The organism is uncultured Halorubrum sp., assembly GCF_937146585.1.
Lineage (GTDB): Archaea > Halobacteriota > Halobacteria > Halobacteriales > Haloferacaceae > Halorubrum > Halorubrum miltondacostae.
Map to the genome: position 1 here is coordinate 1 of NZ_CAKZRO010000151.1, position 18,478 is coordinate 18,478.

Annotated in this window: 22 protein-coding genes; 8 read left to right on the top strand and 14 right to left on the bottom strand. The window is 71.7% G+C overall.

Annotated elements, in window-relative coordinates; all coding sequences use genetic code 11:
• The 3 genes from leuS to Q0116_RS12725 form a co-directional block, all read right to left on the bottom strand.
• Nucleotides 1-1,648, bottom strand: a 1,648-nt coding sequence (gene leuS / locus Q0116_RS12715) for a leucine--tRNA ligase (protein ID WP_297888981.1), incomplete at its 3' end; no start/stop codon positions are given.
• Nucleotides 1,649-1,758: 110 nt separating this feature from the next.
• Nucleotides 1,759-4,053, bottom strand: coding sequence for a hypothetical protein (locus tag Q0116_RS12720; protein ID WP_297888983.1), 2,295 nt, complete (start codon nt 4,051-4,053; stop codon nt 1,759-1,761).
• A 69-nt stretch (nt 4,054-4,122) separates the two neighbouring features.
• Nucleotides 4,123-5,055: a glycerophosphodiester phosphodiesterase gene (locus Q0116_RS12725; RefSeq protein WP_297888986.1), complete on the bottom strand. Its 933-nt coding sequence runs from the start codon at nt 5,053-5,055 to the stop codon at nt 4,123-4,125.
• A 116-nt stretch (nt 5,056-5,171) separates the two neighbouring features.
• Here Q0116_RS12725 and Q0116_RS12730 point away from each other — a divergent pair, with 116 nt between their 5' ends.
• Complete coding sequence (locus tag Q0116_RS12730; protein WP_297888989.1) at nt 5,172-5,561, top strand: hypothetical protein; 390 nt, start codon at nt 5,172-5,174, stop codon at nt 5,559-5,561.
• A 29-nt stretch (nt 5,562-5,590) separates the two neighbouring features.
• Here Q0116_RS12730 and hisE read toward each other — a convergent pair whose 3' ends face one another.
• From hisE to Q0116_RS12745, 3 genes are all read right to left on the bottom strand, one after another.
• Nucleotides 5,591-5,917, bottom strand: a complete 327-nt coding sequence (gene hisE, locus Q0116_RS12735) for a phosphoribosyl-ATP diphosphatase (RefSeq protein ID WP_297888992.1) — start codon at nt 5,915-5,917, stop codon at nt 5,591-5,593.
• On the bottom strand, nt 5,914-6,507 hold the full coding sequence (gene pdxT, locus Q0116_RS12740; protein ID WP_297888995.1) for a pyridoxal 5'-phosphate synthase glutaminase subunit PdxT: 594 nt from the start codon (nt 6,505-6,507) through the stop codon (nt 5,914-5,916). Before pdxT ends, hisE begins: the two co-directional genes overlap by 4 nt.
• Before the next feature lie 84 nt (nt 6,508-6,591).
• Complete coding sequence (locus tag Q0116_RS12745) at nt 6,592-6,753, bottom strand: preprotein translocase subunit Sec61beta (protein WP_049910744.1); 162 nt, start codon at nt 6,751-6,753, stop codon at nt 6,592-6,594.
• Nucleotides 6,754-6,945: 192 nt separating this feature from the next.
• Between Q0116_RS12745 and Q0116_RS12750 the strand changes: the two genes are divergently transcribed.
• Entirely contained in the window at nt 6,946-7,215 is a 270-nt protein-coding gene (locus Q0116_RS12750) for a co-chaperone YbbN (protein ID WP_006111654.1), read from the top strand.
• A gap of 129 nt (nt 7,216-7,344) precedes the next feature.
• The gene (locus tag Q0116_RS12755) at nt 7,345-7,494 is read left to right on the top strand and encodes a 50S ribosomal protein L40e (RefSeq protein WP_006111655.1); all 150 of its coding nucleotides are present in this window, start codon (nt 7,345-7,347) and stop codon (nt 7,492-7,494) included.
• Between the two features lie 136 nt (nt 7,495-7,630).
• Here Q0116_RS12755 and Q0116_RS12760 read toward each other — a convergent pair whose 3' ends face one another.
• Complete coding sequence (locus Q0116_RS12760; protein WP_297889016.1) at nt 7,631-8,272, bottom strand: MBL fold metallo-hydrolase; 642 nt, start codon at nt 8,270-8,272, stop codon at nt 7,631-7,633.
• Between the two features lie 113 nt (nt 8,273-8,385).
• Between Q0116_RS12760 and Q0116_RS12765 the strand changes: the two genes are divergently transcribed.
• From Q0116_RS12765 to Q0116_RS12775, 3 genes are all read left to right on the top strand, one after another.
• Nucleotides 8,386-8,568 carry a DUF5786 family protein gene (locus Q0116_RS12765; RefSeq protein WP_006111657.1) on the top strand — a complete coding sequence of 61 codons (183 nt, stop codon included), beginning with the start codon at nt 8,386-8,388 and terminating at the stop codon, nt 8,566-8,568.
• Complete coding sequence (locus tag Q0116_RS12770) at nt 8,569-9,135, top strand: DUF99 family protein (RefSeq protein ID WP_297889018.1); 567 nt, start codon at nt 8,569-8,571, stop codon at nt 9,133-9,135. It begins immediately after the preceding gene.
• Between the two features lie 65 nt (nt 9,136-9,200).
• On the top strand, nt 9,201-9,833 hold the full coding sequence (locus tag Q0116_RS12775; RefSeq protein WP_297889020.1) for a uracil-DNA glycosylase family protein: 633 nt from the start codon (nt 9,201-9,203) through the stop codon (nt 9,831-9,833).
• 6 nt (nt 9,834-9,839) lie between these two features.
• Here the strand turns inward: Q0116_RS12775 and Q0116_RS12780 are convergent, their stop codons facing one another.
• The 3 genes from Q0116_RS12780 to phnD form a co-directional block, all read right to left on the bottom strand.
• Entirely contained in the window at nt 9,840-10,850 is a 1,011-nt protein-coding gene (locus tag Q0116_RS12780; RefSeq protein WP_297889023.1) for an ABC transporter permease, read from the bottom strand.
• Nucleotides 10,847-11,665, bottom strand: coding sequence for a phosphonate ABC transporter ATP-binding protein (gene phnC / locus Q0116_RS12785; protein WP_297889026.1), 819 nt, complete (start codon nt 11,663-11,665; stop codon nt 10,847-10,849). The genes Q0116_RS12780 and phnC overlap by 4 nt, the downstream gene beginning before the upstream one ends.
• A gap of 71 nt (nt 11,666-11,736) precedes the next feature.
• Nucleotides 11,737-12,669, bottom strand: coding sequence for a phosphate/phosphite/phosphonate ABC transporter substrate-binding protein (gene phnD / locus Q0116_RS12790; protein ID WP_297889029.1), 933 nt, complete (start codon nt 12,667-12,669; stop codon nt 11,737-11,739).
• Between the two features lie 259 nt (nt 12,670-12,928).
• Here phnD and hisH point away from each other — a divergent pair, with 259 nt between their 5' ends.
• Nucleotides 12,929-13,582: an imidazole glycerol phosphate synthase subunit HisH gene (gene hisH / locus Q0116_RS12795; protein WP_297889032.1), complete on the top strand. Its 654-nt coding sequence runs from the start codon at nt 12,929-12,931 to the stop codon at nt 13,580-13,582.
• A gap of 20 nt (nt 13,583-13,602) precedes the next feature.
• On the opposite strand, the gene Q0116_RS12800 is transcribed toward hisH, so the two are convergent.
• From Q0116_RS12800 to Q0116_RS12815, 4 genes are all read right to left on the bottom strand, one after another.
• Nucleotides 13,603-14,616 carry an aldo/keto reductase gene (locus Q0116_RS12800; protein ID WP_297889035.1) on the bottom strand — a complete coding sequence of 338 codons (1,014 nt, stop codon included), beginning with the start codon at nt 14,614-14,616 and terminating at the stop codon, nt 13,603-13,605.
• Nucleotides 14,617-14,773: 157 nt separating this feature from the next.
• Nucleotides 14,774-14,917, bottom strand: coding sequence for a zinc ribbon domain-containing protein (locus Q0116_RS12805; protein ID WP_297889038.1), 144 nt, complete (start codon nt 14,915-14,917; stop codon nt 14,774-14,776).
• Between the two features lie 91 nt (nt 14,918-15,008).
• Nucleotides 15,009-15,764 (bottom strand): ABC transporter permease, encoded by a 756-nt coding sequence (locus tag Q0116_RS12810; protein ID WP_297889041.1) that lies wholly within the window; start codon nt 15,762-15,764, stop codon nt 15,009-15,011.
• The gene (locus Q0116_RS12815) at nt 15,761-16,798 is read right to left on the bottom strand and encodes an ABC transporter ATP-binding protein (RefSeq protein ID WP_297889044.1); all 1,038 of its coding nucleotides are present in this window, start codon (nt 16,796-16,798) and stop codon (nt 15,761-15,763) included. Before Q0116_RS12815 ends, Q0116_RS12810 begins: the two co-directional genes overlap by 4 nt.
• Before the next feature lie 146 nt (nt 16,799-16,944).
• Here Q0116_RS12815 and Q0116_RS12820 point away from each other — a divergent pair.
• Nucleotides 16,945-18,478 (top strand): folylpolyglutamate synthase/dihydrofolate synthase family protein (locus Q0116_RS12820; RefSeq protein WP_297889047.1); only part of this gene is annotated, 1,534 nt, incomplete at its 3' end.

Sequence of the window (18,478 nt, forward strand, 5' to 3'; positions counted from 1 at the left end):
CGTCGGCCAGCACCTTGGTGAAGAACCGCGAGTACAGCAGGTGCATCACGGCGTGCTCGATGCCGCCGACGTACTGGTCGACCGGCATCCAGTCGTTCGCGCGGTCGAGGTCGAAGGGCGCGTCCTCCAGGTCCGGGGAGACGTACCGCAGGAAGTACCACGAGGAGTCGACGAACGTGTCCATCGTGTCGGTCTCGCGGGTCGCGGGCCCGCCGCAGTCGGGGCAGGTCGTCGCCTGCCACTCTTCGGCGGCGTCCAGCGGGTTCCCGGTCGTGTTGATGAACTCCGGCAGCTCCACGGGCAGGTCTTCCTCGGGCACCGGGACCGCGCCGCAGTCGTCGCAGTGGACGACCGGGATCGGCGTCCCCCAGTAGCGCTGGCGGGAGATGCCCCAGTCGCGCAGGCGGTACTGCGTCGTCTCGGTCGCGCCCTCGACGTCGGCCGTGATCCGCTCGCGGGCGGTCTCGCTGTCGAGGCCGGCGTACTCGCCGGAGTCGATCAGGACGCCGTCGTCGGTGAACGCGGCGTCCTCCACGTCGGGGGCGTCCGGAACCGTCTCGCCGTCCCAGTCGTCCGGTTCGGGGGCGACCACGGGGCGGATCTCGACGCCCTTCTCCGTCGCGAACGCGTGGTCGCGCTCGTCGTGGGCGGGCACGGCCATCAGCGCGCCCGTCCCCACGTCCGAGAGGACGAAGTCGGCGACGTACACAGGGATCTCCTCGCCGGTGGCCGGGTTGGTCGCGGTCAGCCCGGTCTCGACGCCGTTCGGCTCGTCCCCGTCGGGATCGGCCTCCTCCTCGACGAAGCGCCGGACGTCGGCGTCCTCCTCGGCCAGTTCCTCGGCGATCGGGTGGTCGGGGGCGATCGCGAAGAACGTCGCGCCGTAGATCGTGTCGATCCGGGTCGTGAACGCCGTGACGTCTCCGTACCCGTCGATCCGGAAGTCCACTTCGCTGCCGTACTGCCGGCCGATCCAGTTGCGCTGCATCTGCCGGACGGAGTCGGGCCAGCCCTCCAGGTCGTCGATAGCCTCCAGCAGCTCGTCGGCGTACTCGGTTATCTTCAGGAACCACTGGTCCAGCTCGCGGGTCCCGACGGGGGTGTCACAGCGCCAGCACAGCTCCGCGTCGCCCTCGACCTGCTCGTCGGCGAGGACGGTCTCACAGGAGGGACACCAGTTCACCTCGGCGTCGCGGCGCTCGACGAGGCCGGCGTCGTGGAAGCGGCCGAACAGCCACTGGTTCCACCGGTAGTAGTCGGGCGTACAGGTGGTGACCTCGCGGTCCCAGTCGTAGCCGAACCCCATCGACTTCATCTGCCCCCGCATCGTGTCGATACAGTCGAACGTCCAGTCCCGGGGGTTGGTGTCGCGCTCCTTCGCGGCGTTCTCGGCGGGCAGGCCGAACGCGTCCCACCCCATCGGGTGGAGCACGTCGTCGCCGCGCATCCGCCGGTAGCGCGCGTACGCGTCCGTGATCGTGTAGTTGCGGACGTGGCCCATGTGGAGCTTCCCGGACGGGTACGGGTACATGCCGAGGACGTACGTCGGGTCGTCCGCGTCGTCCGGGACGTGGTACACGTCGGCGTCGTCCCACGCCTCCTGCCAGCGTTCTTCGACCGTCGCGTGGTCGTATCCCTCCTGAGACATCTGCTTATATACTCGTGGTCGGTTCGGCGTCGTATAGCTTTCCATCCAGTGGTGGGCCGTGCCACACCGCCTCGCGGGCGGCGAGCGCGTTGCCCCCTGACTCCGGACGCCTAGAGCTTCCCCGCGTTCCGGGCCTGTTCGACCCGCTTCGTCGCCTGCTCGACCCGCTTTCCGGTCGCGTTCGCGAGCCCGGGCGGGAGCCCCTCGCGCGCGGCCGCGAGCCGCTCTTCGATCCGGCTGATCCGGTCGAGCACGTTCGCCAACTGGCGCTCCGTCCCCTCGGCGTCCCCCTCGCGGGCGCGCTCCTCGGCCCGCTCCGCGGCGTCGACCGCGGCGGCCAGCGCCTGTTCGAGCCCCTCGACCGCGTTCGACGGGCCGCCGCCGGAGGTTCCGCCGCCGGAGCCGCCGGCCCCCCCGGACCCCCCGCCGCCCGCGTCGTCGTCGTCTCCGTCACTGTCGTCGCTCGCCGCGGCCGCGACCGCCGCGCGCGTCTCCTCGGCCACGTCCGCGACGTAGCCGGCGAGCGGGGCCGCCCCGGTCTCCGGGCGCTCGATCCGGATCGGGTCGCCGCTGCCGGTGTCCGAATCCGAGTCGTCGCCGTCGCCCGAGCCCGGCGGATCGGGGTTGACGCGGTACGCGCCCACCTCGTCGTCGGCGTCGCGGACCTCCGTCGTGTACGCGCCGCCGGCGTGGACGTAGGCCGCGTCGCTGCCGTCGATCGCGGAGTCGTAGATCCGCCCGGCGAAGTCGTCCTCGATCGCGGTCCGGGTCAGGTCGACGTCGCTGTCCTCGTCGGAGAGCTCGACCTTCCGCGCGTTCTCGCGCGCGACGAGCGGGACCTCGCCCTCGACGCCGGCCGTCGTCACCGACTCGTCCGCGGAGACGGTCAGCCGCTCGCTGTGGGGCGCCTGGCCGGCGGCGTTGACCGTGAAGCGGTGGTCGCCCTCCGGGACCCCGTTCGCGACCGCGACGCCGCCGGCGAACGTCGGCACCGCCTCGGGGTCGCTCTCGATGAGGGCGACCGACTCGACGGTCGACTCGGTCGTCGTCAGCCCCTCGCCGTCGGGGGCCTCGTCGGTCTCGGTCGCCGTCGTGACGCGGGCGACGACGGCGTCGAGCCCGCCGGCCGCGTCGTCGCCGAACGACGGGTCGTCGGCGATCGCGTCGTACCGTTCCGCCATCTCCGACCGGTGGTTCCCGGCGGTGACGTCGAGCGCGGGGTTCTCGTAGCGCGGCTGCTCCCACGGGACGCCGGTGGTGGTGATGTGGCTCGCGACGGCGTCCTCGACGGCCTGGGGCACCGCGAACTCGAAGCTGAGCTGCGGGCCGGTGAACGCCGAGATGCCCTCCAGTTCGGCGCTCTCCACCAGCTCGTACTCGACGACCGACTCGGCGACCTCGTCGGCGAGCGCAGCGTCCTCGCCGTCGGCCGGCCGCTCGGCGTGCCGGAAGGCGACCCCCGTCTCGCGGAGCGGGAGGTCGGTCGGCGGCGACCGGAGCGCGTCGAGCGAGCGGATCGCCAGCGCGCCGTCGACCAGCGACTCCTCGGAGACCGACGGGAGGTCCGGGTGCTCGTAGATCGGTTCCCCCTCGTACTCGGGGACGACGAAGGGGAGGCGCGCCCCCTCGTCGCGGGGGAGCCCGTAGGCGATCGGGATCCCCAGCAGGTCCTCGACGGTGTCTATCGTCGTGTTCGTGATGTCCGCGAGCAGCCCCTCCTCCCCGACGCGCTGGAAGCTGTCGGCCGACTCGTTGACGGAGAGCGTGCTGGAGTGCGAGCCGAGCTCCGGGAGGATCCGCGGGACGACCTCGGGATCCGGATCGAGGAACTCGTTGTTCGGGACGCTCCGGGAGTGCGAGCTGGCGACGTACAGCTGCGGGTCGCCCGAGTCGAGGTCGACGAAGACGTGGAGCACCTCCCAGTCGTGCCAGTGGAAGTTCGCGGTGAACTGGTCGAACGCGGAGTAGAGCCAGAACTGCACGACCGCAAGCGGGGAGTCCTCGTACCGCATCCCGTTGTAGAACACCGTCGGGTCCGGTGGTTCCCCCGCCTCGTCGTACCGCTCGTGGTAGCCGTCGAACGCGTCGAACCCGTCGACGACCGTCTCGCCGTCCGCCTCGCTCGCGTACGGTCGCGGGTCGGTCGGATACCACGGCTCGGCGGCGTCGAAGTACAGCGTCGGCGCGAACCGCGCCGCGAGCTCGTCGAGCCGGTCGGGGTCGAGGCCGGTCGTCGCCGCGTCGCTCGGCTCCGAGCCGGAGCAGCCGGCCACCGCGGCGCTCCCGGCCCCCGCGAGCGCGCCGAGTACCGTCCGGCGGTCGACGCGGTTCGCGGGCGACTCGTCGAACGCGTCGCCCGGGTCGACGCCGCCCGCGCCGTCGCCGGTGTCGACGTCACGATCCATGCGCTTGGGCGACGAGAGCCGGACGAATAACACTTCTGCCGACCGCGGGCCGCTCGTTCACCTCGGCTGTCACGTCTCTCGGTCGGTCAGGGAGACGTCCGACACGACGGCGTCGACGCCGGCGGCCGCGACCGCGTCGTACTCCCGCGCCGAGGCGACCGTCCACGGGAGCACCCGGAGCCCGGCGTCCGCGGCCCGCGGGACGATGTCGGTCCGGAGGCACAGCTCGTAGCGCGGCGACACCGCCGCACAGCCCAACTCGCTCGCCGTCTCGACCATCCCCGTCACGTCCTGTGCGGGGTACGCCCACCTCGGGAGTCCCACCCCGCCCCGCCTCCCCGGGATCAGCGGTCGGAGGGGCCGCGCCGGGACGGACTCGCGGACGCCGTAGACGGTCGACACCGCCGGGTCGGCCGCGGTCGACGCCTCGATCACCGCGGGGTCGTCGGCGGTGACGGCGAGCCCGTGCTCGCGCGCCGCGCCGGCCGCGACCGCGTCGGCCGCGACGCCCCGCTCCTTCAGGTCGAGGAGGACCCGCGCGTCCGCCGGCACGGCGTCGAGCGCCCGAGCGAGCGTCGGCACGGATTCGCCCGAGCCCTCGACCGAGAGATCCGCGAGCCGCGCCGCCGAGGTCTCGTCGACGCGACCGGTCGCGTCCGTCACCCGCCCCAGCGTCGCGTCGTGGAAGACGACGAGCTCGCCCGTCCCGCAGCGGCGCACGTCGAGTTCGATCCGGTCGACGACGCCCGTCGCCGCCTCGATCGCCGCGACCGTGTTCTCCGGGTGTTCGGCCGCGAAGCCGCGGTGCGCGATGAGCGGGGGGCTCTCGGCGTCGCCCGCGGGGTCGATCTCTCCTGCGTCGCCCCCGCTTCCGCGCCCGCCGCACCCGGCGAGGGCGGTCGCCCCGGTCGCCGCGACCGCGAGCGACCCGCCGCGCCGAAGCACCGCTCTGCGGGTCGCTTCCGTCCGCGCGTCGGGTCCGGGCGCGTCGGTGTCGCTCACGGCGGGCTCCGGGCGTGACGTTCGGAGCCACGGACAAAAGTCCGCGGGCGCGGGCCGAGCCCTGCGGCGTCGCCCGCGGGAGAAGGTATTTGCGGGCGGCCGCCCGATTCCGGCGCATGGACGGGAAGAAGGCCCTCTACTACGCGGCGATCGCGATCGCGGTGTTGATCGGGGTCAGCGTCGTCGTCAGCGTGGTCTCCGCGCTCCTGAGTCTCGCGTGGGCGATCGTCTCCGGGATCGTGTCGCTCGCGGTGCTGGCGGGGATCGTCTACGTCGCGTACAGGACCGGGTCGTGGCTCCTCGGGAGCGACGACTCGCCCTCGATGGACTCGATCGGCTCGGACTCGTCGACCTCCGTCGACGCCGGGACCAGCCGGCAGGACCGCCTCCGACAGCAGTACGTCGAGGGACAGATCAGCGAGGCCGAGTTCGAGCGGCGCATCGGCGAGGAGCTGGAGACGGAGGAGGTCGACGAGATCGACCGCGAGCTCGAACGGGAGCGGTAGGCCCCGACCGGCGCGGGTTTGAGGGCGGTTCAGAACCGCTCGCGGAGCTCCGCGCGCAGGTCGTCGACGTCGAGGTCCTTCATCGCGAACAGCACGAGCAGGTGGTAGACGAGGTCGGCGCTCTCCGCGGTGAGCTCCTCGCGGTCGTCGTCTTTCGCCGCGAGGATCGCCTCCGTCGTCTCCTCGCCGATCTTCTCTAAGACGGCGTTCTCTCCCTTCTCGTGGGTGAAAAGCGAGGCCGTGTACGACCCCTCGGGGAGTTCCTCCTGCCGCGACTCGATGGTGGCGAACAGCTCGTCGAGGACGGCCTCTGGCGGCTCGTCTCGGGTCGCCTCGCCCTCGGTCGGATCGCTCACGCGAGCACCTCCCGCTCGGGGAAGAAGGCGAGGTCGTGGATCCGCGGGTCGTCGGTGAGCTCCGGGTGGAACGCCGTGGCGACGACGGGGCCGTCGCGCACCGCCACCGGGCGACCGTCGACCGTCGCGAGCGTCTCCACGTCCGGGCCCACGTCGTCGATGGCCGGCGCGCGGATGAACACGGCGTGGAAGGGGTCCTCGAGGTCGGTGACCGGGATCTTCGCCTCGAAGGAGTCCTTCTGTCGCCCGAACGCGTTGCGGTCGACGGAGACGTCGACCAGCCCCAGCGGCTCGACCCGGTCGTCCTTCGCGTCGGTCGAGCAGACGATGAGCCCGGCGCAGGTGGCGAGGATCGGCTTCCCCGCCGCGACGTGATCGCGGATCTCCGCCGCGATCCCCTCCTGCTGGATGAGCCGCGAGATGGTCGTCGACTCCCCGCCCGGCATCAGGAGGACGTCGCAGTCGGGGACGATCCCGGACTCTCGGATCTCGACGACCTCCGCGGACTCGTCGTGGGCGGCCGCGGCGTTGCGGACGGCGGCGGCGTGTTCGGCCACGTCGCCCTGGACGGCGATGACGCCTGCTTTCATACGGATCGATGGGGCGGGCGCGTGGAAAAAGGGCGCGCTACGCGACCGGGGGAGTCGTCGGCAGAACGGGGGCGACGGCGGGTGTTACGCGACCGTCAGCGAGAGGATCTGGACGAACACGCCGAAGAGGACGCAGAACGCGAGGACCGTCTTGGGGTCGATCGCGATGGCGTTCCGGTCCTCGTTCTCGAAGTAGCGGACCAGTCCCGCACTGGACATCAGTCCGCCGGAGTTGGAACCACTCATACCCGCTACTGGACGGCGACGCGTTCTAAACGTTTCGTTCGCCGTTCGGACCGCGGCCGGCGTCGACGCCGCGAGACAGTCCGGTCGGGCCGCCGCCGCCCCCGCGCCGTCGTCTGGATCGGAACGCGTGGAACGCGTCCACGCACGAGTGGGAAACCCTTATGCGCGGGCCGGCGGTAGTTGGCTCCGACTATGACCGTTCGACTGCTGGACTTCCACGCCGAGTGGTGCGGCCCGTGTAAGACCCAAGACCCCATCCTAGAGGAGATTCAGGAGGACCTCGGCGACGCGTTCGAGCTCCAGAAAGTCGACGTCGACGAGGAGCAGGACGTCGCCAACCAGTACCAGGTCCGCTCGCTCCCGACGCTCATCGTCGAGAACGACGACGGCGTCGTCGACCGCTTCGTCGGCGTCACGCAGCGCGAGGACATCGAGGCCGCTCTCTCGGAAGCGGGCGCCTGACCCCGGTCTCGCCCGTACCGCTCCCTCCCCGCGGCCGTCGATTTCGCGTCACTTCTCCGCCGCCTCGACGTGTGACCGTTAGCCGCGGCGTCTCGCAACCTTTTACAGCACCGCACGCCCAGAGAGGGTATGGCCAAATTCGACGCCGCCGAACGCCGCATGCTCGACCGACAGATCTGTATGCGCTGTAACGCCCGCAACGCCTCCGAGGCCGAGCGCTGCCGCAAGTGCGGCTACACGAAGCTCCGCCCGAAGGCGACCGAGCGCCGCGCGGCCTGATCGGCGCGCTCCGGGCCGCGTTCGGCCCTTCTCGCGATCGTTCTCTTCCCCCGGCCAGCGGTGCTCTTCTCTCTCGGCTCTCCTATCCTTCCTTCCCTCTCTCTGCGCCGACCGACGCCTCGCGCCCGACCCGCGCTCAGTCGTCGGGGTACTTCGGCTCGCGACGCTCGGCGCGCTCGGCCGCGCGCTCGATCACCTCGCGGAGGGTATCCGGGCCGTCGGCGGCGCGGTAGACGTCGCCGTGGCCGGGGAACATCGCCCCCGCCGTGTCCGGTAGTCGACCGAGGATCTCGTGGAGGCTCTCGATCAGGCGTTCGCGCGACTGGCCGGTCATGTCGGTCCGGCCGAACGAGCCGTCGTCGAACGCGCCGTCGTTGTAGACGACCACGTCGCCGGAGTAGAGCCGCTCGTCGCCGACGAGCGCGACGTGGTCGTCGGCGTGCCCCGGCGTGTAGACGACCTCGCAGTCCTCGTCGCCGACGCGGACCGCGTCGCCGTCCCCGAGCGCGGCGTCGCGGTGCGGGTGGTCGGCGTACGCGAGCACCTCCGGGTCGAAGCGGTCGACTACCGCGTCGAGTTCCCCCACGTGGTCGCGGTGCTGGTGCGTGATCACGACGTGGTCGAGGTCGTCGACGCCGGCGTCGGCGAGCGCGTCGGCGACCACCCCGTCCACGCCCGGCATCGTGCCGGCGTCGACGAGCGTCGTCTCGTCGCCGACGACGAGGTACGCGTTACAGGTGAACTCCTCCGCGTCCGCGGTGACGGTGATCGGCTCCATGCGGGTACTCCCGCCCGGAGCGACAAAAGCGTACAGTCGCGCCCCAGCGACAGCCCTCGGGCCCGCTGCCGGCCGTGGATTTATCACTCACCCCCTGTTAGTATCACACACATATGGGCTTCGGCAGCTACGACGAGTCCGAACAGGAGAATCAGGACCTGGACGCGGACTTCGACGACGACGACGGCGTCCAGGCTGCCCAAGAGACCCACGAGGGGTCAGTCGACTACGAGCCCGGGGCCTCGAACGACGAGCTCCTCGACCGGCTTCAGGAGATCAAGTCCGAGGACGCGTGAGTGAACCCGCCGAGCCGCGCGCTCGGCATCGCCTTCTCTGACGCCCGCGACGCGAGCCACGCGGCCGGCGCCGTCGTCCGCGCCGACGGGACCCCCGACGGCTTCGCGTTCGCGCGGTGTACCGTCGGCGGCACGGACGCGACCGACGCGGTCGTCGACTGCTGGCGCGCGCTCGACCGCGAGGACGTCCGCCACGTGATCTGCGCCGGGGTCGCCCCGGCGTGGTTCAACCTCCTCGACCTCGACCGCCTCTCCGGGTCGCTCGACCGCCCCGTCTACGCCGTGAGCTACGAGGCGAGTCCCGGGCTCGAACCGGCGCTGCGCGACGCGTTCGACGGCGAGGCGCTCGCCGACCGGCTCGCGACGTACCGGTCGCTCCCGCCCCGCGTCCCGGTCGACGGCGCGGACTCGGACCGCCCCCGATTCGTCCGCGCGGTCGGCATCGAACCGGAGCGCGCCGCCGCGGCCGTCGAAGGGCTCACGCGGGACGGCTTCCGACGCTGCGAACCGCTCCGGATCGCGGCGCTCGCCGCGAGCGCGCACCGCGAGGCGGCGGCGGGCGAGTGAACTCCCTCGGCGGACGGACCGGTTCGACCGACGCTACTTAGACGACCGCGCCCCGAGCGGTGCGTATGAGCGAACACGGCGGCGACGGGGCCGCGCTCGACGAGGACCTCCGGGTCCCGGCCTGCGAGCGCTGCCCGGCGCTGGTGGAGTCGCGGAGCCGGATCGTCGACGGCGTCGGCCCGACGGACGCGGACCTGCTGTTCGTCGGGGAGGGGCCGGGCGCGACCGAGGACGAGGAGGGCGAGCCGTTCGTGGGACGGTCGGGCGACGTGCTCGACGAGGCGCTGCGGGACGCGGGACTCGCCCGCGCCGACGTGCGGATCACGAACTGCGTGCGCTGCCGACCGCCCGACAACCGCGACCCGACGACCGAGGAGCTGGCGAACTGCCGCGGCCACCTCGAGAGCGAGGTCGACCGGCTCGACCCGGAACTGATCGTGACCCTCGGGAAGGTGCCGAGCGAGCACCTCCTCGACCGCTCGGTGGCGATCACGTCGGAGTCGGGCGACGTGGCCGACGCGCGGCTCGCCGGCGCGTCGCGGCGCGTGCTGCTCTCCGTCCACCCGGCGGCGACGCTGTACGACCGGAGTCAGCGCGACGGCTTCTTCGAGACGATCGGCCGGGCCGCCGAGCTCAGCGGCGTCGGCGAGCGGGGAGAAGGCGGCGGGGACGGGCAGTCCCGGCTCGGCGAGTTCTGAGTCGGGTCAGTCGCGGCGGTCGCCGACGCCGAGCCACTTCTTCGCGTCGAACAGGCCGCGGATCGCTTCGATGAGCCCCTTCCCCTCGTGCTCCCCGGGGCGGAGCCGGGCGCGGATGCGCGAGGAGATGAGCTCGATGCCGAGCACGACGACGAACACCATCACCAGTCCGGCCGCGGTCTGCTGGAACTCGAAGAGGTCCTGGCTGTTCCGGATCATCAGCCCGAGCCCGCCGGCGCCGACGACGCCGAGCGAGATGGCGATCCGGGTGTTGATCTCCAGGATGTACAGCGTCCACGCGATGAACGAGCGGGACACCTGACTCAGCATGCCGAAGCTCACGGTCTGGGTGCCCGACGCGCCCGTCGACCGGATCGCCTCGATCGGTCCCTCCTCGATCTCTTCTAAGTCGTCCGTGAACAGCCGGCCGAGGTTCCCGATGCTGTCGGTCGCGATCGCGAGCACCGCCGTCACCTGCCCCGGCGGACCGACGGGAATGTACAGGAAGATCCAGACGATGGCGGGGATTGCGCGGATGCCGCTGAGGGTGCCGCGGAAGATGAAGTTGAACGGGAACGGCGTGACGCGCTCGCTGCCGAGCACGCCGAGGATCAGCGCGAACGGGAAGGCGAACACGGTCCCCATGAAGCCCAAGAGGAGCGTCACGAGGCTCGCCTTCACCAGCGACTGTCGCGACGACTGGAAGCTCTCGATGATGTGGGCACCGCCGTCGCCGAAGCTCGCGGGGATCGCCTGTAACCCCGTGATGTCCTGGTCTTTGGTGTAAATCGTGAAGTTCTGGAAGTCCGGGGGGAAGAAGCCGGTCGTGATGAAATCGTACATCGCCGGGAGGCGCCCGGCGACGACGTTGGGCTGGAAGCCGATGAAGCCGAGCCCCCAGTAGGTGACACCGAGGACGCCGGCGAGGAGCAGGGCCCACAACAGGTACTTGAGTCGCCGGAGCCGTTCGAGCGCGCGGAACTGGTCGCTGATCGCGGAGTCGGACGAGGAGCTCACGCTTCTTGCCCCCCGTCTGCGGCCGCATCAGCCTCGGTGTCGGTCTCGCCCAGCTCCTCGCCGGTCGTGCCGGTCGGGACCGTCTTTCCGTCCTGTGCGCTGCCGTAGTAGATGCGGTCCATCTCGTCCATGGTGAGGTCGTCGGCGTCGCCGTCGAAGATCACCTTCCCATCGCGGATCCCGAGGAACCGGTCTCCGAACTCTCGTGCGATATTCACCTGGTGGAGACTGGTGATTGTGGTGAGATCCTGCTCGGTTGCCGCCTTCTTTAGGTACCGCATCACGTCGCGGGCGGCCTTCGGGTCAAGGCTTGCGACCGGCTCGTCGGCGAGGACGATTTCCGGGTTTTGGACCAGCGCCCGGGCGATCCCAACGCGCTGTTTTTGCCCCCCGCTCATCGACTCGGCACGCTGGCCCGCCTCGTCCAAGAGCCCGACCGTCTGGAGGGCTTCGAGGGCGGTCATCTTGTCCGGTTCGGCGTGCATGCCGAGGGCGCTCCGGAGGAGGCCGTTCCGGGAGAGTGCCCCCGAAAGCGCGTTACCGAACGCCGTCTTGCTCTCGATGAGGTAGTGCTCTTGGAACACCATCCCGACGCCGCTGCGGTTGCCCTGTATCTCCTCGCCGCCGATGCGGACGGACCCTTCGGTGGGTTGCGTGAGGCCGTTGAGCACCCGGAGCATCGTCGACTTGCCGGCGCCGGAGGGCCCGAGGAGGATGACGAACTCGCCCTCGGAGATAGTGAACGAGATGTCGTCGAGGGCGACGGTGTCCTCGCCGTATATCTTGGTGACGTTTTCGAATTCGATCGTTGGCATGAGGTGTGGCTTTGTTGGGGAACGGACGGATCAGGTAAAAAGCGATTCGAAATCGGGGTTGCGGGTCGGCTTTACTGGTCGAAGATGTCGGTCCCGACGCCGAGCTCGTTCGCGACGTCGATGACGGACTGGTAGTCCTCCTGGCTCGCCTCGCGGACCTTACTGAACCAGAGGTCGTCGTCGGTCCCGTCCTCGCCGTCCGCACCGTCGAAGATGTTGTCCGGCGCCTCGAGGAACGCCTCCTGGATCGCGGACTTCACGTCGTCGTCGAGCTCGGGCGAGATGACCATCGGTGCGCGCGGCAGCCCTTCGTCCTCGTGGAGGGTCGTCGCGACCGCCTGCCAGTCCTCGGGGGTCGGACCGGTCTTCGTGTCGCGGACGAACCCGCCCATCGCGGCGGCGTCGACCTGACCCTGTTCGAGCAGGGTGTACGACCCGACGTGGCCGCCGGCGAAGCGGGCGTCGAACTCGGCCTGCGAGCCGTCGCCCTCGGGGAGCCCCCCGATGTCGAGGTCGCCCTGGCTCGACATGCTGTACAGCGGGTACAGCGCACCGCTGGTCGACAGCCGATCGGAGAAGGCGACGGTCTTGCCGGAGAGGTCCGACAGCTCCGTGATGTCGCTGTCGTTCGGCGTCGCGATGATGCTCTTGTACGTCCAGCCGCCGTAGCCGAACCGCTGGAGGATGATCTCCGCGTTGCCGGTCTTCACGCCGAGCGCGGCCGCGAACGGCCCGGTCTCCGCGATATCGGTCGTGCCCTGTCCGAGCGACTGGATGATCGCGCTGTAGTTGCTGCCGACGTTCCCCTCGACCGAGAGGCCCTCGGGGACCTCGTAGTTCTCTTGTAGGTAACTCCCGACGTGGTCGAGCATCGGGGAGTACTGGACTTCGAGGTCCTCCTGCGGGACCGACGGCGAGATGCCGAAGTCGACCTTGCCGTCGCCCCCGAACGTCATCTGCGAGTCGCCGCCGTCGGAGCCGTCGGAACCGTCGCTGCCGTCCATTCCGTCGGAACCGTCAGAACCGTCAGAACCGTCGCCGCCGTCGGACCCGTCGCCGCCGCCGCTACAGCCTGCGAGTCCAACGATACTTGCCGCACCCGCGACCTTGAGGAATTTACGTCGTTGCGCCATGAGGTGTCCAATTGATGGGTTCTGCTGGCGTTTCAAAAGTGTTGCTGTTATCAGATATACAGGTATCCATACCGCTATGTAACGGGTGCCGGATGGAAACTGTCTTCCACGTCGGTCGTGAACCGGAACCATGGACGAATCACCACCGGACGGCGAGGTGTCCGTCGCGCTCGTCGACTACGGGCTCGGGAACCTCCGGTCCGCCACCCGCGGGTTGGAGCGCGCGGGCGCGTCCGTCGAGATCACCGACGACCCCGAGGCGTTCGCCGCCGCCGACGGCGTCGTCCTCCCGGGCGTCGGCGCGTTCCGCGAGGGGATGGAGAACGCCGGGCCGCTCCGCGAGGCGCTGACCGACCACGCCGCGGCCGGCCGCCCGCTCTTCGGCATCTGCCTCGGGATGCAGATGCTCCTCACGACGAGCGAGGAGGCGGACCACGAGGGCGAGGGCGAGGTGACGGGCCTCGACCTGGTCCCCGGCACCAACGTCCGCTTCGAGGTGGACCAGAAGGTGCCGCACATGGGGTGGAACGAGCTCGACGTCGCGCGGGACCACCCGCTCGTCGAGGGCGTCGACGGGGAGTACGCCTACTTCGTCCACTCCTACTACGCCGAGCCGGACGACGCGGACGCGGTCGTCGCCACCGCGGACTACGGGGTCGACTTCCCGGCGGTCGTCGCCAACGAGGCCGGCAACGTGTTCGGCACGCAGTTCCACCCCGAGAAGAGCGGCGAGACGGGGCTGAAGATCCTGCGGAACTTCGTCGAGTACTGCGCGGAGCGGTAGGCCGCGCCGCGGAGCCGATCTTACAGCCGGTCGTACGGGCCGGGCTTGGCCGCGGTCAGCCGGTCGACCTGCTCGTCCGACAGGTCGATCGTCGCCGCCGCGAGGTTCTCGCGCAGCTGGTCGACGGTCCGCGCGCCGACGATGGGCGCCGTGACGCCGTCGCGGTGCGCGAGCCACGCGAGCGCGGTCTGCGCGGGCGACGCGCCGACCTCGTCGGCGACCGCGTCGAGCTCGTCGTGGACGTCGAAGTTCTCCCCGGTGAGGTACGCCTCCTGGAAGCGGCTCGACTCGGCCGCCTTCGAGTCGTCGGGCAGGTCGGCGTCGCGGTCGTACTTCCCGGTCAGGAAGCCCTGACCGAGCGGGCTCCACGGGGAGACGGCGACGTCCCGCTGGCGCGCGAACTCCAGGTAGTCCCCCTCGATCTCGCGGTCGACGAGGTTGTAGCGCGGCTGGAGCACTTTGAACGGCTCCCACCCCTCGCTGCGGGCGATCTCGTTGGCGCGGGCGACCTTCCAGGCGTTCGGGCGCATCGTGGAGGCGCCGAGGTAGTGGACCTTGCCGGACTCGACGAGCCCGTTGAGCGTCTTCATCAGCTCGCGGGCGGGCGTCTCGTCGTCCCAGCGGTGGATGTAGAGGACGTCGACGTAATCGGTGTCGAGCCGGTCGAGCAGGGCGTCGACGCGGTGGCGGACGTTCTTGCGGTTCGTGCCGCGGCTGTTCGGGTCGCCGTCGCGGATCTGCCAGTACACCTTCGAGGCGATCGTGTAGCGCTCCCGGTCGCGCTCGGCGAGCCAGTCGCCGATCCAGCGCTCGCAGTCGCCGCCGCCGTACACGTCGGCGGTGTCGATGTAGCGACCGCCGGCGGTCTCGTAGGCGTCGAGCAGCTCGTGGGCGCGCTCCTCGTCGATCTCCACGTTCCCCGCCTCGGTCACGCGGCCGAACCGCCACGTGCCGAACTGGAGTTCGCTCGTCCGCAGGCCGGTTCGGCCGAGCGGCACGGTTCCCAGGTCGATCTCGTCGAGCTCGGGCGTCATCGTCGCACGGTAGTCGCGGTCGACGCAAAAACCTACACCAACCGGATGCGGTGTGTAAACGCGTCTCGATCGTCTCGAGTTCGGCGGCGGTGGCGGGCGTCACTCGGGAGTCGCGACGGTCACTCGGGAGTCGCGGCGCTCGCGGGCGTCGAGACGGTCACTCGCACGCCACGGCGAAGTGTTCCTCGGTCGCGGCCGCGGTGCACACCGGGCAGCCGGCGTCGAGGATCGTCTCGCGCATCGCGTCGTTGACCTCGATGGTCTGCTCGCAGTCCGGACAGGTGAAGTGAACGGTCGTCAACGCTTTGCCTCTCGTCTCCGCAGAACGCGGGCTGCGAACATAAATGAACGGTTCCGACACGGCGCGCGGACGGCGCCGCTCCGCGGCGCTCTCACTCCGTCCGCGGAACCGCGTACGCGCCGACCGCGAGGAAGACGGCCGCGAGCGCGGTCAACACCAGCAGGTCGCCGGTCCACGCGCCGCCCTCGAAGGTGATCGCCCGGGTCCCCCGCGCGAAGTACGTCAGCGGCGAGGCGGCGACCGCGGGCAGGAACCACTCCGGCAGCAGCGACGGGGTGACGAACGTCTCGGAGAGGAAGAGGAGGGGGAGCGCGACCGTGTTGCTCGCGGCGATCACGCCGTCCTGCGAGTCGGCGAGCGCGCCGAGGACGGCCCCGAGCCCGCAGAACAGCGCCACCGCGACCGCGACGAAGGCCGGGAGGGCGGCCAGCGCGGGGGAGACGATCAGCGTCGCGTCGGTCACCGCCAGCACGAGCCCGAGGATGAGCAGGCTCGCCGCGCCGATGATCCCGACGTTGACGAGCGTGTGCGCGAGCAGCCACTCGGCGCGAGAGAGGGGAGTCGTCGCCAGCTTCTCGAACCGCCCGCCGTCGCGGTGGCGCGCGATCTCGGACCCGACCCGCGACAGCGGCGTGAACAGGACGACGACCGCGAGGTAGCCGGGGATGTAGTAGCCCGCGGGCTCGGCGAAGAGCCCGCCGCCGGTCGGCTGCGTCCGCACCAGCGCGCCGAAGATGACGACGAGGATGACCGGGAAGAAGAACGTGAAGAACACCGCCGTCCGGCGGCGCGTGAACGAGCGCGCCGCCGCGACCGCCTCCGTCCGGATCCGCCCGAGGCGACTCATCGGTCGCCCCCGTCGGCGACGGCCTCGGCCGCCGCCCGCTCGCCGCTCCGCCGGGCGTACTCCTCCCCGGTGAGCCGCAGGTACACGTCCTCCAGCGACGGCTCAGACCACGAGAGCGAGTCGAACGCGACGCCGGCGGCATCGAGCGCGTCGACCGCGTCGCCGATCGCCTCCGGGCGGACGCCGCGGACCCGGAGCCCGCCGTCGGTCGCCTCGACGGTCGGCCCGTCGCCGAGGCGCTCGCGGACGCCGGCCGCGACGCGCTCGATGGTCTCCTCGGTCGCCGCCGCCGCGGTGTCGGCGTCGAGGCGGGGCGCGCCGCCGTGCTCGGCGACGAGCCGGTCGGGGGCGCCGCTCGCGACGACCCGCCCGTCGCGGAGCAGCGCGACCCGGTCGGCGAGCCGCTCGACCTCGTCCATCGCGTGGCTCGTGAGGAAGACGGTCGTCCCGCCCGCCGCGAGCCGCTCGATCAGCCGGTGGATCGCCCGGCGGCCGGCCGGGTCGATCCCCGTCGTCGGCTCGTCGAGGAAGAGGAGGTCGGGGTCGTTGACGACGGCGGTCGCGACGCAGGTCCGGCGCTGTTGCCCGCCCGAGAGCGTCTCGTACCAGGCGTCGGCGTCGTCGGCCATCCCCACGTCGTCGAGGACGGCCTCGGTGTCGCGCGCCTCGTCGTAGAGCCCGCCGTAGTAGTCGACCAGCTCCCGGGCCGTGAGCCGCGCGGGCGGGTCGAACGACTGCGGGAGCAGCCCGATCCGGGACGGCTCGACGGCCGCCGGCGGCGCGCCGAAGACGCGCAGGTCGCCCGCCGCCTCGGTGGTCCCCGTGAGCGCGCGCACCAGCGTCGTCTTGCCCGCGCCGTTCGGCCCGATGAGCCCGAACACCTCGCCGGCCGCGACGTCGAGGTCGACGCCGTCGAGCGCGACGACGTCGCCGTACTCCTTCCGGACCCCCTCCCCCGCGACCACGGGGTCGGCCGCGGACCCGGCGGCGGCCGTCCCCCCGGACGCGGTGTCGGCGGTCGCTGTCTCGTCCATGTCACCGACTGCGGCCGCCGCGCGCGTAAGGGTTACTTTTCCGTCGACGCGGGGGGGTCGGTCCCGCCGGCGCGGCCGCGGCCGCCGCGACCGCTCCCCCGGTCCGGTCCGTTACGCCTAAGCGACGCGCTCCCGACCCACGGGACATGCACTACCACGAGGCGGCGGCGTTCCTCTTCGACCTCCGCCGCTTCTCGGTCAAGCCCGGCACGGAGCGGGTGGAGGCGCTGCTGGCGCACCTCGGCGACCCGCAGGAGTCGGTCCCGTTCGTCCAGATCGCCGGCTCGAACGGGAAGGGCAGCGCGGCGCGGCTGACCGAGTCGGTCCTCCGCGAGGCGGGGCTGTCGGTCGGGCTGTACACCTCGCCGCACCTCTCCGCGCTCGCCGAGCGCGTCCGCGTCGACGGCCGGCAGATGACCGAGTCGGCGATCGCCGACTTCGTCGCCGAGGTGCGCCCGTGGCTGATCGACCGGGCCGCCGCCGGCGAACCCCTCACGTTCTTCGAGGTCGTCACGGCGATGGCGGTCCGCGAGTTCGCGCGCCGCGACGTGGACGTCGCCGTCCTGGAGGTCGGCCTGGGCGGCGAGTACGACGCGACGAGCGCGGTCGACCCCGTCGCGACCGCCGTGACGAACGTCTCGCTCGAACACACCGCGGTCCTCGGCGACACGATCGCCGAGATCGCCCGCACGAAGGCCCGGATCGCCCGCCCGGACGCGCCGCTCGTCACGGCCTGCGACGGCGAGGCGCTCGACGTGGTCGGCGAGGTCGCCGACGAGGCGGGCGCGCCGGTGACGCGGGTGACCGGCGACGCCGGGGCGAACGACGAAGCCGACGAGGAGAGCGACGGGGACGATTCTGAACCCGCCGACCCCGCCGACCCGCCGGCGTTCGCGGCGACCTACGAGGGGCGGGTCAGCGCCACCGACGCCGAGGTCGCGCTCGCCGGCGAGCGCGAGGGCACCTATCGGATCCCGCTCGTCGGCCGCCACCAGGCGGCGAACGCGGCGCTGGCGGTCGGCGTCGCGGACCGGACCGCGGCGGCGCTGGGAGCGGACCTCCCCGACCGCGCCGTGCGCGACGGCCTCGCCCGGGCGACGTGGCCCGGCCGCTTCGAGGTGGTCGACACCGCGCCGCTCACCGTGCTGGACGGCGCGCACAACCCCGCCGCCGCCCGCACGCTCGCCGCGACGCTCGCCGAGTACGACTACGACGACCTCCACCTCGTGTACGCGGCGATGCACGACAAGGACCACGCCGAGACCGCGGCGGCGCTCCCGGACGCGGCGACGGCGGTCACCTGCCGGCCCGCAATCGACCGCGCCGAGGACCCCGCGGTCCTCGCGACCGCGCTCCGGACGGCCGGGATCGACCGGGTCACCGCCGGCGACGACGTGGCGGACGCGCTCGCGGGGGCGGTCGACCGCGCCGACGGGGACGACTGCGTGCTGCTCGTCGGCTCGCTGTTCGCGGTCGCGGAGGCCCGGGCGGCACGGATGCGGACAGTTCGGGAGCGGACAGTCCACGGACCCGACGACGCGGCCCACGCGCTCGACACGGCCGGCGTCCCGCCCGAGGGGGTCGCGGCGCACCGGGACGGCGTCGACCACCGCACGCTCACCCTCCGACTGCGCGGCGACCGCGCCGAGCGCGTCGCGGCCGCGGCGCGGGCCGTCGGCG